This window comes from Vibrio sp. SCSIO 43155, assembly GCF_023716605.1.
GTDB lineage: Bacteria > Pseudomonadota > Gammaproteobacteria > Enterobacterales > Vibrionaceae > Vibrio > Vibrio harveyi.
In genome coordinates this window covers 1264869-1278676 of the sequence record NZ_CP071853.1, presented here as the reverse complement: position 1 = coordinate 1278676, position 13808 = coordinate 1264869, and the positions used below count along the sequence as shown (strand labels likewise).

Annotated in this window: 13 protein-coding genes; 6 read left to right on the top strand and 7 right to left on the bottom strand. The window is 44.6% G+C overall.

Going from position 1 to position 13808, the window contains the following annotated elements; genetic code table 11:
- The first annotated feature begins 25 nt into the window (after positions 1-25).
- Complete coding sequence (locus J4N44_RS22585; RefSeq protein WP_050925219.1) at positions 26-358, top strand: hypothetical protein; 333 nt, start codon at positions 26-28, stop codon at positions 356-358.
- 312 nt (positions 359-670) lie between these two features.
- On the opposite strand, the gene J4N44_RS22580 is transcribed toward J4N44_RS22585, so the two are convergent.
- Complete coding sequence (locus tag J4N44_RS22580; RefSeq protein ID WP_009699681.1) at positions 671-1501, bottom strand: AraC family transcriptional regulator; 831 nt, start codon at positions 1499-1501, stop codon at positions 671-673.
- Between the two features lie 108 nt (positions 1502-1609).
- Between J4N44_RS22580 and J4N44_RS22575 the strand changes: the two genes are divergently transcribed.
- The gene (locus J4N44_RS22575; protein ID WP_009699010.1) at positions 1610-2086 is read left to right on the top strand and encodes a YHS domain-containing (seleno)protein; all 477 of its coding nucleotides are present in this window, start codon (positions 1610-1612) and stop codon (positions 2084-2086) included.
- Between the two features lie 138 nt (positions 2087-2224).
- On the opposite strand, the gene J4N44_RS22570 is transcribed toward J4N44_RS22575, so the two are convergent.
- Positions 2225-2557 (bottom strand): PepSY domain-containing protein, encoded by a 333-nt coding sequence (locus J4N44_RS22570; RefSeq protein WP_017818757.1) that lies wholly within the window; start codon positions 2555-2557, stop codon positions 2225-2227.
- A 266-nt stretch (positions 2558-2823) separates the two neighbouring features.
- Here J4N44_RS22570 and J4N44_RS22565 point away from each other — a divergent pair, with 266 nt between their 5' ends.
- Positions 2824-4128 (top strand): ferredoxin reductase family protein, encoded by a 1305-nt coding sequence (locus tag J4N44_RS22565; RefSeq protein WP_252045196.1) that lies wholly within the window; start codon positions 2824-2826, stop codon positions 4126-4128.
- A gap of 91 nt (positions 4129-4219) precedes the next feature.
- Here the strand turns inward: J4N44_RS22565 and J4N44_RS22560 are convergent, their stop codons facing one another.
- Together J4N44_RS22560 and J4N44_RS22555 are read right to left on the bottom strand one after the other, a co-directional pair.
- On the bottom strand, positions 4220-5551 hold the full coding sequence (locus tag J4N44_RS22560) for an MFS transporter (protein WP_252045195.1): 1332 nt from the start codon (positions 5549-5551) through the stop codon (positions 4220-4222).
- Positions 5552-5665: 114 nt separating this feature from the next.
- On the bottom strand, positions 5666-6457 hold the full coding sequence (locus J4N44_RS22555) for a CLCA_X family protein (protein ID WP_026000380.1): 792 nt from the start codon (positions 6455-6457) through the stop codon (positions 5666-5668).
- Between the two features lie 249 nt (positions 6458-6706).
- On the opposite strand from J4N44_RS22555, the gene J4N44_RS22550 reads away from it, so the two are divergent.
- Positions 6707-7711, top strand: a complete 1005-nt coding sequence (locus tag J4N44_RS22550) for a metal-dependent hydrolase (protein WP_252045193.1) — start codon at positions 6707-6709, stop codon at positions 7709-7711.
- On the opposite strand, the gene J4N44_RS22545 is transcribed toward J4N44_RS22550, so the two are convergent.
- A complete protein-coding gene (locus J4N44_RS22545) occupies positions 7708-8100 on the bottom strand; it encodes a hypothetical protein (protein WP_009699492.1) in 393 nt (130 codons plus the stop codon). The genes J4N44_RS22550 and J4N44_RS22545 overlap by 4 nt on opposite strands.
- Before the next feature lie 486 nt (positions 8101-8586).
- Here J4N44_RS22545 and J4N44_RS22540 point away from each other — a divergent pair, with 486 nt between their 5' ends.
- The gene (locus J4N44_RS22540) at positions 8587-8778 is read left to right on the top strand and encodes a hypothetical protein (RefSeq protein WP_005447081.1); all 192 of its coding nucleotides are present in this window, start codon (positions 8587-8589) and stop codon (positions 8776-8778) included.
- A gap of 110 nt (positions 8779-8888) precedes the next feature.
- The gene (locus J4N44_RS22535; RefSeq protein WP_009699017.1) at positions 8889-9347 is read left to right on the top strand and encodes a hypothetical protein; all 459 of its coding nucleotides are present in this window, start codon (positions 8889-8891) and stop codon (positions 9345-9347) included.
- A gap of 144 nt (positions 9348-9491) precedes the next feature.
- On the opposite strand, the gene J4N44_RS22530 is transcribed toward J4N44_RS22535, so the two are convergent.
- Together J4N44_RS22530 and J4N44_RS22525 are read right to left on the bottom strand one after the other, a co-directional pair.
- Positions 9492-12209 (bottom strand): SO2930 family diheme c-type cytochrome, encoded by a 2718-nt coding sequence (locus J4N44_RS22530; RefSeq protein WP_252045191.1) that lies wholly within the window; start codon positions 12207-12209, stop codon positions 9492-9494.
- Between the two features lie 45 nt (positions 12210-12254).
- On the bottom strand, positions 12255-13541 hold the full coding sequence (locus J4N44_RS22525) for an outer membrane protein transport protein (protein ID WP_252045189.1): 1287 nt from the start codon (positions 13539-13541) through the stop codon (positions 12255-12257).
- Positions 13542-13808 lie beyond the last annotated feature (267 nt).

Sequence of the window (13808 nt, the reverse complement as noted above, 5' to 3'; positions counted from 1 at the left end):
GTTAAAGGTGAACTGGAAAACCAAAATGAGTTGTGAAGATTGTTCAGATGCTGTGAGAAAAATAAACAACCCTAAAGATTTGGCGAATGCAATGTGCTTTCTCAATGAAAGAACGGAGGCTAAAACGCTTAAATACTTGGGTTACGGCAGTTGGGGTGAGCCATTTTCTCAGATGGTAAATCGGAAAGGGTGGAATGATTTAATCTGTAACTACTTTGCCTGTCGAACCTGTGGTCAAGTATTCAATCTATATGCTGAAACCTACCACGGTTCGGGAGGAGCCATCGCCGCGATTGATTCGATTGCAGGAAAGCTGTTCATCGATGAATTTGTTACTTCTCAGATTGACGAGGATTGAAAGCATAAGATGCTGTTGTTTGTCCTTATCTTGCTCTTTACGGCTTTATCAGTGCTTGGCTCGGTGGTAGGGACTTGTACGCAGGGAGACGATAGCCGTTTTTTCAGCTCTGGTAGTTATACCCAAGTAACCTCGAGATGCTAGGTTCAGCGAGAATGACTTGGTTTGTAGACGCGGCGGTGATTTAAAGGTTTAGTGGGTCTAAATCAAGAATTGGCAACAAAGTATACAAGCCAAGGCCCTTATATTTGCAAAGAGTGCCCTTTGGGAGCATGTCTTTGACTCGCTTTTTTAGTCAAACAAATGGCTGCGTCAAACAACTTCATCCTTTTGCTCTTGTAACCAGCGACGTGGTGACATTCCTGAGACATTTTGAAAAGCGCGGGAGAAGCCAGAATAGCTACTGTAGCCGACTTCATCAGAGACCCAATTCAACGGCTTATTTTGCAATAACATCGATTGCGCGACCGATACTCGCCACTTTTGTACATAATCCCCCGGAGTTTCACCAACCACTTGTTTAAAGGTCTCGATAAATTGAGTCCGAGACATCGCAGCGATGGACGCCATTTCATTGATATGAAAGTGACGAGGTGGTAATTGATGCACTTCAGTAATGACCTTGGCAAGGCGAGGGTGGGAAAGGGCGGCAAATAGACCGTGCTCGATTTTCTGCTCTTGAATTAAGTGACGGAAGATCAAAGCCATCAGAGTGTCGCTTAGCTTGTCCATCAAAAACTCCTGTCCTACGGAGTTCTTGCTGGCTTCTTGAGACAACATATCTAATACCGGTGTTAAGTTTGGCGCAGCTTCAAAGGGGATGACTATCACGTCTGGTAATACGGACAACAAAGGATTTATCTGACCACCTCTATAATCCACGTTTGCACACACCAATTTACTGTCTTCACCTCCTTCCAATCGATGAGGGGTATTATTCGGCAGATAAATAACGCAAGGTTGTGTGAGCCGTTTTGGATTTTCTCCTGCAGGCGTCAAGATTAAATCACCCGCATTGAGTACATGAAGGTGACCTCTGTTGTGGTGGTCTGATTGAAATGAAGAAATGCCACACAAATGCCCGGAATAGAAAACACCAGTCCGTATTGAGAAGTGTTCCATCAGCTGTGATAACAAGTCCATTTTACCTCCGAACGATTTGCGTATTTTTTTGGTCATTAGTCCCTCTTTAGACCGGAAGAGTCCGCTAATTTATTCACACAAGGTAAACAAACAGACAAGGAGCTTACTATGTCACGCATTAAATCAACTGGTCGAAAACTCACTTTAATGACCGCTTTACTCGGAACCAGTTTTTCATTAATGGCTGCGGATGTAGGCATGAGCGTTGATGCTAATGATCTTGCGATCAAGGGATATGACCCAGTTGCGTACTTTACAGATAATGGCGCAGTGCAAGGCAAGCCTGAATATTCAGCCACTTACAACAATGCTATCTACCACTTTGCTAATGCGGCAAACCGTGATCAATTCAAAACGGATCCACAAGCTTACGCACCACAATACGGTGGTTACTGTGCATTTGGTGTAGCGATGGGTAAAAAGTTCGAAACTGACCCTCAAGCGTGGAAAATTGAAGACGGCAAACTATATCTGAATCTTGATAAATCGGTGCAAAAGCGCTGGTTGGAAGATACACAAGGCTTCATCCAAGATGCCAACTCTAATTGGACAACCATAAAAGTCGTTGACGCTGATAAGCTGTAACTGTCTTCGATAAATTCCTTTCCTACTGTCCGCCCAAGGCGAATCATTTGGTTCGCCTTTTTTCGATGGGCTATTAGAAGGGCGGAATACACAAAGTGAGATTAATAGGAGCGGTTTATGTTGCCCTTAACTCACTCGTTATTTATCGACATCGCCAATCACGCCTTCATGTGAAAGATCGCCAGAAAGTTCTGCTTGAACTTCGGCTAGACTTTCCTCTTCCGCCGCAACAATCTTACCTGTGAGAGCATCAACCTCGACTTCGTACGCTTTATCTCCACGTTTAATAAACACATCCCACTGGGTATCAGGTTCATCGTGACGAATGCCTAGCACCTCAACATCTAACGCCCCTAGCGCTGCTTTAATGGCATCTTCTTGACTGATGATTTCTGCATCGGCGGCAGCATAACTTGGCAGACTTAACACACCAAAAGCGGTTAGGGCGATACATAATATGAGTTTTTTCATTGAGTTCTCCTTAAGCGCTAATTTCATCTGAGAGAGGTCTTTTATTGTCGTCTCCATAGTGTAGGTGACGGTGTAAAAGAAATGTGAATACGGCATTGAACAAGCTCGTCCCGATAGAATTGTCGTACTGCGTCTATCGCTGCGTTAACGAACTTTAGCGTTCAACCCATCCCTGATGGTCTGGAGGGTTCGAGCTATACAAGTTTTTCACACTTCTATTGATAGCTTAGTGACGATTAAAGTCATGATTGGATTGAACTCGTTGTATGAATAGAAATTTGATGCTCAATTTTGGTGTTGTACTCATTACGTTACTTGTCCCTTATGTTGTGTTGCAAATTGGAACTCCAACTCTTGAATGGTCCCTATTTTGGCAGGTGCGCACTTATTTGGTTAACTACAGCGGCATTGTGTCAATGTTGCTTATGTCGTTGTGCGTGATTTTATCTGTTAAACATTGGCCATTGGAACGCTGGTTAGGCGGATTAGATAAGCAATACCGTCTGCACAAATACTTAGGGATCTCGGCAGTCTTTTCAGCTCTGTTTCACTGGGGGGCATTTCTAAGCGATGATTTCGCGATGGATTTTGGTTACATCGAGCCAAAGAATGAAACCTTTCCGTTTTGGAAACTAATAGATGCAATGGGCGACCCTGCTCAGCTTATTGGTGAGTATGGCTTTTACCTTTCCGCTGCGTTTGTTCTGATCGCATGGATTAAAAAGTTTAAGCACAACGTCTTCCAACTCACCCACAAAGTGCTTCCGTATTTATACTTATTTTTAGTTTTACACATGGTGATGTTTTTTGAGGCGAGTCTATGGATAACCCCTTCCGGAGCCATTCTCTTATGTATGAGTGGGTTAGCAACGGTAGGGTGCTTCATGACCATCTTTAATTTGAATGGTAAGAAGAAATGCCATGATGCCAAAGTACAAAGTATCAAGCCGATCAGTAATGGCATTGAAGTCATGCTCAAAGTTGATTCAGCGGAGTTTGTTTATCAACCAGGTCAATTTGCCTTTGTCGATTTTGGTGATAACGAGCGCCCACATCCTTTTAGTTTAGCTTCCGCTTACCATCAAAATGGTGAAGTAAGGCTCATGATCAAAGCGAATGGCGATTACACCTCTGCGTTGAAAGGTTCTTTAAAGGTTGGACAAGCTGCGCGTATTGAAGGACCGTATGGACGGTTCAATTTTCAAGATAATGCAGAACGACAAGTTTGGTTTGCCGCAGGCATTGGTATTGCGCCATTTTTAACTGCGATAGAGACAGTTGGTACGAGCAAAACGGTGTACTTGTTTTACAGCTATCGAGAAGAAGATAAGCCACTTTTGGAGGAGCTAAAACAAAGAGCAAAGAAGGCTGGTGTTACGCTATATACGAAGAACACAAGTGTACAAGGTCGATTCAGAAATGCAGAAGTCACAGAGTGTGTAGAAGGTACTAGACATTGCAGTGTGTGGTACTGTGGACCATCAGAATTAGGCAAGACACTTGAGAAAGCATTTGTAAGGTTAGGTTTACCGGCGAAGTCATTTCATCGAGAGTTGTTTGAATTGAGGTAGTTAGAAATCGCTATCTGTTTACACAAAGGCGAACCGTTTGGTTCGCCTTATTTGGTATCTTTAGATGGGGTTGAATCGCCAATATCTGCGGTTAGAAAATGGTCTGCTTCTTATCTTTAAAGTAGAAAAATACGCTGATGGCGATAAACAAGAACGTAAAGTAATAAAAGAATGAAGATAGCGAAGCGATGAAATCGATGTGCTGTGCGATCTGTTCTTGCGTATAGTTTTGCGAGATTAACTTGTAGTAATAGGCATAAAGAATACCAATTGAGCCGTAGCCTAGGTTAAACATTAAACCTTTAAAGCTAAGTACCGTCGCTCGGTTGTGAGATTCCGTTTTCTTGTTGAGATGATAACTAATGAAAATGTTCATCGTCATAATGATGAAGATAAGGATCAACGCCGGAATGACGCCGTAAATAGACCATCCAAGGCTAATCCAATAATACGTCGCCATACTCGCAAACCCCATTATTGCAATGAACGTTTTCGGAGCCATGCTTTCTGCTAAACGACGACTTTGTCCTGCCAACATAATCTGCAACACACTGATGCCTGCACCAATAAAACCAAAGTAAATAATCGGAATATCAATGGCACGGTAGTACTGGCTATTCATGGTTAAAAACATACGTGATGTATGCTCAAACAAGCTGTAGTAGAGAAGAATGAACAATACATAAGGCGTCGACAATACCCATTTTGCCGTGTTGAGGGTCAGCTTCATACTCTCCATCGTGGACGCTAACTTACTGCTGTTGCTCGGGATGACTTTTTTCGCTTCTCTCATGCTGAATGCCGAGTAGATAGCAATCATTGCTACAAACAAGGTCGCATAGACGGGGATTCTCATGATGTCTTGTGTAGACTCTGGCTCTGCGAATCCTAAGAAATGATAAACGCTTGCCATAAAGTTGACGTCGTACATGGCTGCACCCAAAAGGGTGACGACTATACCGATACTCGAAGACAGTCGAAGTTGGATTTGCAGCACTCGTGGCCACAAATCTTCTTTGCCTTGCTCTTTTAGCGTGTCGTAAGCCAGCGCTTCATCTGCGCCGCTTGCCAATGCCATAGCTAAGCCACTCAACACTCGGTTAATCAAAAATACAATGAAAACAAAAGTGGGATTTCCTGTAGGGACAAAGGCGATCATTGCAATTTCGATGAACATCACTATCGAAGATAGCACCACTAGTCGTTTGCGTCCTAATGTGTCGGCAAATGCACCGGAAGGGACTTCAGCTAGCACGATGGTTGCAGCCCAAACCACGTTGAGCATCGCAAATTGAGACAGTGTTAAGCCGTAATCTAAATAGAGTAGAGTGAACACTGGATAGTAGAATCGCGCAAAGTAGCTGCTTCGGAACATTAAGAAGCAGCGGACATTACGGATTTGCAGAATTTGTTTTAGCGTCATGAAATATCAGCACTTTGAATAATATAAGTTTATGTATAAACCTTTTTTAGTTCTGTGGTAAAGGTCTGTACTGGGAAATCATGATATCTCGTGGCGCATAGTCGCTATTCTTTGCTATCGGCTCAATGCCTCACCAAGCGGTCTGAAATAAGCTTGCAGTGCCTGGTGAATGACTTGGCGATGAGCAATGTCTGGATAGACGATAATGGTGTCCGCCTTAGTTGTGCCGGAAACCAAATAAGAGTTTTCGATGCCCGAGCAAGATTCGACGACGGCTTCAAATGCTCTTGCCATCATCTCCGTAGGTTGAGAAAAGTAACTAGCGCCCATTGCTTTATCCGCTTTAACGCTTCGAGTCACGTAATCGTGCTTATCTTGTCCGTCGGCACTGAGCAAAGTTGTATCGAAAATCTTAAGCAGTCGCTCGTTTAATGGGTGAGGGAAATGCTCTGCGTTATGCAGCCAGCAATCACTGGCAAATATCGTCTTACGTTGTGGACCTGATCTATCACCAATATCAAACGCTTTTTCTGCGATGTAATGGTCGAACGCATGCCAGAACTCATGAGCAAGTGCACCAGCACCTGCATTCTTAGCTAAAGCAAGTTCGCGTTGATTCGGTGCATAATGCGCTTGAACACCTTTACTTCCACCTGTACCGAAGGCGAGGTTCAAATTGCCTCTTAGCCCTATGGCGGAAGGTGGCAACGCTAAGAGATAAGCTAAGTCAGCCAAAGAATCAAAGATCAAGTTTGCAGCGAGATCTTTTTCCTCCGTATTAACCCATTTGCCAATCCGGATACCACCAATGCCAAAGGTCTCTTTAATATCGATGAACGACACTTGCTCCCCATGACGATAGTCAGGACCTTTTCGCGTTTTGTATTTAAAGCTGGTTAATTGCAAGGCATTCCTCGGAATTGGCGTTGATTGAGTTTCCTCAAACTTATACTCAAAAGGTAAGGTGTCAGATTATAGCGTAATAGAGGCGGAAGTAACGGACTCCTTCTACACTAAAGGTAGTGCTCTTGTGCAAATAACTCAGAGGTTCAATCACTTTGATGCGCTATGTCGTTCCTTTCTCGAGTTCACTAAATACGGATATTTTATGCAGCCAACCTTTTTGGTTTTTAGACAAAATAAAGAACATAGCCGATGGACCCGTTAACTCAAGGACTCGTTGGGGCATCTTTGTCTCAGTCGGCAAGTAAAAAACAGCATTTAGTGGCGGCAGGTGTGCTTGGAATGCTTGCGGGCATGGCGCCAGATTTAGACATTCTGATTCAGTCTTCGAGCGACCCGCTGTTGTTTCTTGAATACCACCGACAATTCACCCATTCATTGGTGTTCATTCCTATTGGTAGTTTGCTCTGTGCATTGGCTTTATACCCAATGCTCGGCAAAAGGTTTGGGTTATCGTTCAAACAAAGCTGGTGGTATTGCGCACTTGGTTACGCGACACATGGTTTACTGGATGCGTGCACCAGTTACGGCACTCAACTGTTCTGGCCGCTAACCAATGCTCGTTATTCGTGGAATACGGTTTCTGTTATCGATCTTCTCTTTACGCTTCCAATTTTAATTGGTGTTCTGTTTGCGTTCTGGAAACGTAACCCTTGGTACGGGCGAATCGCTTTAATTTGGACTCTCGCTTATCTCTCCTTCGGAGTGATTCAAAGAGAAAGAGCAGAAGAGGCTGGATGGAAGGTGGCTAAAGCAAGACAACATGTGCCGTTGCGATTAGAAGCTAAACCCACGTTCGCAAACATTCTGGTTTGGAAAGTCATCTACGAAGCTGATGGTAACTACTATGTGGACGCCATAAGAGTAGGGACGTACATAAAAATCTATACTGGTGAATCTGTGACTAAATTAGATGTCAGCAAAGATTTTCCTTGGTTAAGCCGTACATCACAGCAAGCCGCAGATATTGAGCGATTCCGATGGTTTTCTGATGGCTTTGTCGTACGAGATCCCAACAATGAACGGCGTATCATTGACGTACGTTACTCACTAGTGCCAAACCAGATAAATGCCTTGTGGAGCATTGAGCTTACGAAAGCTGCTAAGGAAAGTGCTCATGTGGCATACACGACACATCGTGATATGTCTGCTGAATCAAGACGAGCATTTATCGATATGCTAAAAGGCGACGACTAGGCGCATTGAAAGTCTTTAACGAGCGTGGGCTTTTTGGAGAAGAAAAGTTTGCTAAACAAGGATTTGTATTCCCACCCAAGGGACAGTAACCTTTTCGCTAAATTTTGGTTTTCGATGATTGCAACTTCAACGCCTTGGTAGTGATGTGGATTGCTTTTGATGTAGTTGATAAAAGCCGTTAGCACACCTTGACCTCGTACCGAAGGATCAAACTTGATCGACACTATTGAAAAACGTTGACTGCCGATAGAGCAACGAACAAAGCAATAACCGAGTGGGTGACGGATGGTTTCCGATAGCTCAGGAAAAGGGCGAGTAGCTAAGTCTTGAGACAGCTCGTCGTATTGATGACACAGATGGTGAAAAAGTTGTTTTGCCTCGTTGTTCATAGGTGAGCCTACTGAGTGTTACGTTTGAAAGCTGTTGATTTCATAAATATTGTAAACACAGGAAGCCGTACTAAATGCGGTGAACTTTGATGGAGGCAAGTTCCTCTTTTTGAAAGTGGTGGAATTTCAAATGAAAATTCGTGATCTCTATAAAGCCCTTACCCAAAGTTAAAAGCGAGGTTGCACGGGTACATTCAAAGCTCCCAGTTCTCCAAAGTCATGAAAAACTACGATTTATGGTCAAATAAGGGACAGGATGTGTTCTTCGGGGGTTAAGGTTGGCAGCCAGAGAGTAATTGATTGGCATCACTTGGCGCTTCCTCAAATATGCAATATTAGCTTACCGACTTTCAGACCTCGGCGGTGTTGACGACGACAATCATGGCGCGCATTCTTTTAAGTTAACTCAGGGCTAAGGCTCTTATTTAGCAAATAACTCGATAACTGCGTTTGGTGCGTGGGACTCGACTTTGAAAGGTAGCGCGTATGAACAAGGTTATTATGTTGGTGATGGGGCTGCTTTTTGCCAGTAGGTTGTTTGCAAGCATTGTCCCTCACGCAACCCAACTCGAACACGATGCGCCCATTCTCCTTCGCTCTGCATTGATCGTTGGCGTGGCAGCGTTCGCTGTTTGGAAAGTGTTCCAGTATTTTAAGAAGAGCAAATCTACCGACTAAGGCGACGTGAACAAGATTCGTTGGACATCCAACAAAAGAAACACTGGCAATTGAAATCACAGCCCTTAGAATGCTCACTCTAAAAGTTATAACTGATATAGAGTGATTTTATGCTTCGTGATTACACGTTCGATTGTCTTGTGACTATGCCTCGCCATGAACTGGAAGAGTTCAGTGCTCGCATGATCAGTAAAATGGTGCCAGAAGATGTGATGAACGAGCTGTTTACCTTTGATCAAGAAGAAGTAGACAGCGAAGACCGTATGTTATCGGCGCGCCTAGATGCAATGTTACGTATGACTGCAATCGCGCTAAGCGAAATTCAGCAAGCATTTGATGAATCCGATAATGCGAAGCAGAACAGTGAGCGAATGACTCGGCTTGTGCTGTGGCATTTCTACGCGATTTCATTCCGTTTAGAAGAAGCGATCACACTTGAAACGCACTGCGCGCAAGTTGAAAAGCTATTAGAAAATACACCAAACGATGTTTTTGCATGGGTGAAAACGCTAACTGAGCTTCTTCACACCTACGCAGAAATCAACGCGAAAGAGAATCCACAAGACTAAATCAATTTGGATTAAGCATAAAACCGCAAAAAGTCTCCGGCATAGCTGGAGACTTTTCATATGCTCTTCTATTTCGTTTGCCTTTAATACGGCTAGTTGAAGTAAGTTAATGGTTACTTAAACACTTGGTAGCCATTGATATTATTACTCTACACAGCTCCAGCCCGTGGTATCAATTGAGTTAATCCAATCGGCAATTAACTGAACACCTTCATCGTGAACAACGTGTCTGCCTAGTTCTGGCATCATATTTCCGTTGTCGACATTGATGCGGTAGTGCAGCACAGAGTTTTCTGGATTACCCGGTACAATCACATACGGAGATGGGCCTTTGTGGAAGGTGATACCACGAGCGCAAATACCCATTTCACTGATCCCTTCACGCCAGTATTCAAACTTGAATGGATTACTCGCCGCTTTACCTTCGGTGCGATGGCAGTGCGCACAGTTCACATCAAGGTACGCTTTGGCGTAATCCAGTAGCTCAGTATCCGTTAGATTACTTGCTCCCGCTTCGGTATCAAAGACAGGGGTCTTAGGTAAGTTCTCTGGTGTATCTGGTAAAGCTTCTGTAAATAGCCCCAGCGTTTCCCAATGTACAAGTTGGTTGACTGGCGAGCCATCAGAGACATCTTGAGCACTGTTTAGGTTACGAGCTTTAGGACCAATAGGAGAGAAACCTTTTGGCTGTGTGTTACCAGTAGGATCGGAGACATCAGATTCTACTTTGTGACACAAGGTACACTCATTTCGGCTTGGTACTTCATAAGTGAAATTAAGCGTTTCGCCGTTATGTTCTACGCTGCGCTCAAAGGGTACCGATACGGCAGTCAGGTAAGCGTCGGTTTTGTCTTCATTCCATACGTAAGGCAAGGCAATCCAACCGCTGTCACGACGAATCAATAGGCGAGTCTCAATGAGCTCTTCGTTTTCACCACGAGCATTCTCAGTACTCGAAGGTAGCGCAAAGGTTTTGATCAATACGGTACCGACTGGGAAGTCGAACACCTCTTGCTCACGATAGCCTGCAGAGGCTTCGTTCGGCATCACAACAAAGCGGTATTTGCGTGCGTAGTCAGTAAAGAGTTCAACGTTCATCTCATACAAAGTACCTTTCGCAGATGCCGCTAAGTTAAGATTTTGTGTTGGATCTTTGGCATCTTCAAACAGATTGTATTGCGACAAGCTCACACAGTTTTCACCGTATGTCGCGCTTTCACGAGTAATCGCATCCCAGTTAATACCCGTCACGTCATCTAGGGCGCAGCTTGCGTTGCCGACGATACCGTTTGGTGTATCTGGATTATCAGGATCCGTCGCTCCGTCTTCGGTTTGATTGTAGCCATACACCACGCCATTAATTGTGACGGTATTGATGTCTAATGGCGTCTTAGAATCACAACCAGCGGTAAGTAGCGTTGTTTGCTCTTTCTCGTATAAGAAATCTGCATTGGCTGGGTTTTCCGCATAACGACCAATGGCGGTTGGGTCCATGTTATCAACCAATACACCGACACTTGCGCCATTGTTCACTAAACAGTTGCTGTCTGCATCGGTAAACTCGGTAAGGTAATTCCAGTTGGTTGTTCCTGTCATACCGTTGAGCGCATCACGCAATGGTGCAAACATCTGTGAACGAATCAGTGACTCACCAGCGCCATCATAAAACAGAGCAGGGAAGGCTTGATGATTCAATGTGTACGCTAAAATCATATCCTCAATCAGAGAACCATTTGGATTGGCGCCCGTGTTGGTAATGGTGTTGTCGTGGAAATACATGTTGGTCGGAACAGGGTTCCAGCCCTGCATAACGGCATTGCCTTCAGATGTCCCATTGAGAGGGCTGTAAGCGTTGGGATCGCCGTTCACCAACAAGTAACTCGTCATAGCAAGTGCCATTGAGTCGTGGTTAGTAATCGCGTTGTTGAAGAACTCACTATTACGTCCGGACAGAATGACGACGCCAGTACCAGGAGGGACGATGCCTACCACGCCACAGCCGCCAAGCCCATTTTGACACGTGGTATCAACATAGTTCTCTAAGTTGTTGTCACGAATGACGTTATCAAAGATACGTACATCATCAATTAAGCGACCAATAGTGGTAGCGCCCGGTAGGTCAAACAGCAGCACACCGCCCGTGTTTCCTAGCGCTAAGTTGTCGTAGACATCCACATTCGAACTGTTTTCAATCTCGATACCGGCAATGTTCTTTTCCGCTACGTTGTCACGGATAACTGCACCGATGGTTTGACCCACATAGATACCCGCATCGGCACTGCCGTAACTCCATGTATCTTCAATCAAGACGTTTTGAGATTTTACTGGATAGATGCCGTAAGTGCCGCGTAGGTTGCCATCTTCGTCACGTGCACGAGGCACTTCGAGCCAAACCGCTGCGACATCACGAATAATGATGCCTTCAACCCCGTCGGCTTTAAGACCGTTCTTAGAGGCTTCTGCAATTTGGAGATCGGATACGGTGATGTTCGAACCACCACTGATGGCAATACCGTCTTTGCCATCCACGCCACTGAAGTCGAGGTAGGTTTGGTCGATACCAGCACCACGTAAGACGAGGTTATTCTTCGAATCGACCGTCAATTGATTGTTCATTTTGAAACAACCAGCGGGCAGTGTTACCACGCTGTTGTCTTCGGCAAGTTCGACCAGGTTTTCAATTGCGGTGACTTGTTCTGCGCTCGCCCATTCCTGACCGTTGCCACATAATTCTGGTGTACCGTATTCAGATAATTCATAACCGCTAGAGGTTTGCGGTTCATCATAATCGTCACTGTTACAACCCATCAAAAGACCAGAACTGATGAGTGCAGCGACAACCGTTTTGTTTATTCCGTGCATGATTTGCTTCCCTGTAATTAGTGTTATTGACTCAGTCAGGAATAATTAGAAAGAGTGGTTGTATTGGATTCCGTATATGTAGGCGTCCCCTTCGGAGCGATAAGCGATATCAACACCCGGTAGAGCGTGCGGCTCAAGCGGTTCAGTGAACGTGACTTCTTCGGCATCAATAAAGGTGAATCCAAAGTCGATTCGGCTGTTTTGATTGAAGGCGTACGTGGCACCAAAGCTGTAATTGATTCGGTCGGAATCTGGCAAGCTAATGCTCTTGTCGTTCACATTAGGCGTTTCGTCATAAGCAATACCGGCGCGCAGAGTGAAGGAAGGGTTGAGTTGGTAAGTTGCCCCAAACGCATATTTGAAGGCATTTTCGAAGTTCTCATCCTTTTGCAGAACTTCTTGCCCATCAACGGTGGCGCGGATTTCTTCAAACACATCCCAACCCGTCATCATTACACTGTGGTGAATAGCCAGTGGGTCAGTGATCTGATGGAAACCAGAGAGCTCAGTAATGCTCGGCAGGTTTAGGGTTAGGTCACCCGTCACGGTTTGACCCGGCATCGAAATCGCACTTGGGATGTCTGAGTAATAATCGCCTTCGAAATTCACATCCACTTTAGATCGATAGCTTAATCCGAAACGGTGCCTCTCGTTGATCTCCCAAAGTGCGCCGAGGTTAAAACCGTAACCCCAGCCATCACCATCGAGTGATTTTGCAATATCTGTGCGTGCAAAGTTTGCACCCGTATCGGCATTGATGGCATCGGCAAGAATACCCAATGTACGTGTGAGCTTGGCTTTACCATAAACAATGCTAGCGCCAACACCAACACTGAACTCGTCGTTGATTCGGTAGGCGATGGTAGGGTTAAAATTAATCGTTTCTAAACTGGTTTCCCCACCAATCGGTCCGGCTAAGTAGTCATCAGGGTATTCGGTTGCCAAACCAAAGTCTGTGAAGATACCAAGCCCCCATGACCACGAGTCATTGATTGGGGCTGCGATATAAAAAGATGGCACAACCACATTGTCGACGACGTCATTATTGGTTAGCTGATTATTAAAGGATTCTGAAGGTCCGTTACCGGTTACGCGAACTTCTGGCATGATGTAAGCAGCACCTACGGACAATTGGTAAGAATCGAACATCGTAATGGCAGCAGGGTTATGGGCAACCACCGATGCGCCGTCTGCTATGGCGGCTTCGCCTGCATTGGCGCGCCCTAGACCAGCGGCAGAATGTTCGGATAATTGAAATCCAGCGGCGTATAACTTAGGGGAGCTGAGCGCTATACCTATTGCAAGCGCGAGTTTTGCATTCCTTGTCTTCATATCACTCTGAAACTCCATGTGTTTTTAGGATGCGTTTTAAATAAAAGTGCCTAATAACCTATACAGGGGATGAGTAGGTTATTTGCTAAACACTCAACTCAAGCATAAAAATAATTAACATAGTTGTAACATTGAGTTTCAGGATTTGTTATTACCATCTCATATAACTAATGGTTTGTAGTTTTGGGTATAAATATCTGTAAATGTTATAGTTAAGCTCTATTTATACATCGTGGATGTTTCACGAAAAAGCCCTGTGGTGTTTGA

Bases quoted from the DNA above. Each gene is read 5' to 3' on its own strand.
- J4N44_RS22585 (WP_050925219.1), top strand. From the start codon at position 26: ATGAGTTGTGAAGATTGTTCAGATGCTGTGAGAAAAATAAACAACCCT.
- J4N44_RS22580 (WP_009699681.1), bottom strand. From the start codon at position 1,501: ATGGACTTGTTATCACAGCTGATGGAACACTTCTCAATACGGACTGGT.
- J4N44_RS22575 (WP_009699010.1), top strand. From the start codon at position 1,610: ATGTCACGCATTAAATCAACTGGTCGAAAACTCACTTTAATGACCGCT.
- J4N44_RS22570 (WP_017818757.1), bottom strand. From the start codon at position 2,557: ATGAAAAAACTCATATTATGTATCGCCCTAACCGCTTTTGGTGTGTTA.
- J4N44_RS22565 (WP_252045196.1), top strand. From the start codon at position 2,824: ATGAATAGAAATTTGATGCTCAATTTTGGTGTTGTACTCATTACGTTA.
- J4N44_RS22560 (WP_252045195.1), bottom strand. From the start codon at position 5,551: ATGACGCTAAAACAAATTCTGCAAATCCGTAATGTCCGCTGCTTCTTA.
- J4N44_RS22550 (WP_252045193.1), top strand. From the start codon at position 6,707: ATGGACCCGTTAACTCAAGGACTCGTTGGGGCATCTTTGTCTCAGTCG.
- J4N44_RS22545 (WP_009699492.1), bottom strand. From the start codon at position 8,100: ATGAACAACGAGGCAAAACAACTTTTTCACCATCTGTGTCATCAATAC.
- J4N44_RS22540 (WP_005447081.1), top strand. From the start codon at position 8,587: ATGAACAAGGTTATTATGTTGGTGATGGGGCTGCTTTTTGCCAGTAGG.
- J4N44_RS22535 (WP_009699017.1), top strand. From the start codon at position 8,889: ATGCTTCGTGATTACACGTTCGATTGTCTTGTGACTATGCCTCGCCAT.
- J4N44_RS22530 (WP_252045191.1), bottom strand. From the start codon at position 12,209: ATGCACGGAATAAACAAAACGGTTGTCGCTGCACTCATCAGTTCTGGT.
- J4N44_RS22525 (WP_252045189.1), bottom strand. From the start codon at position 13,541: ATGAAGACAAGGAATGCAAAACTCGCGCTTGCAATAGGTATAGCGCTC.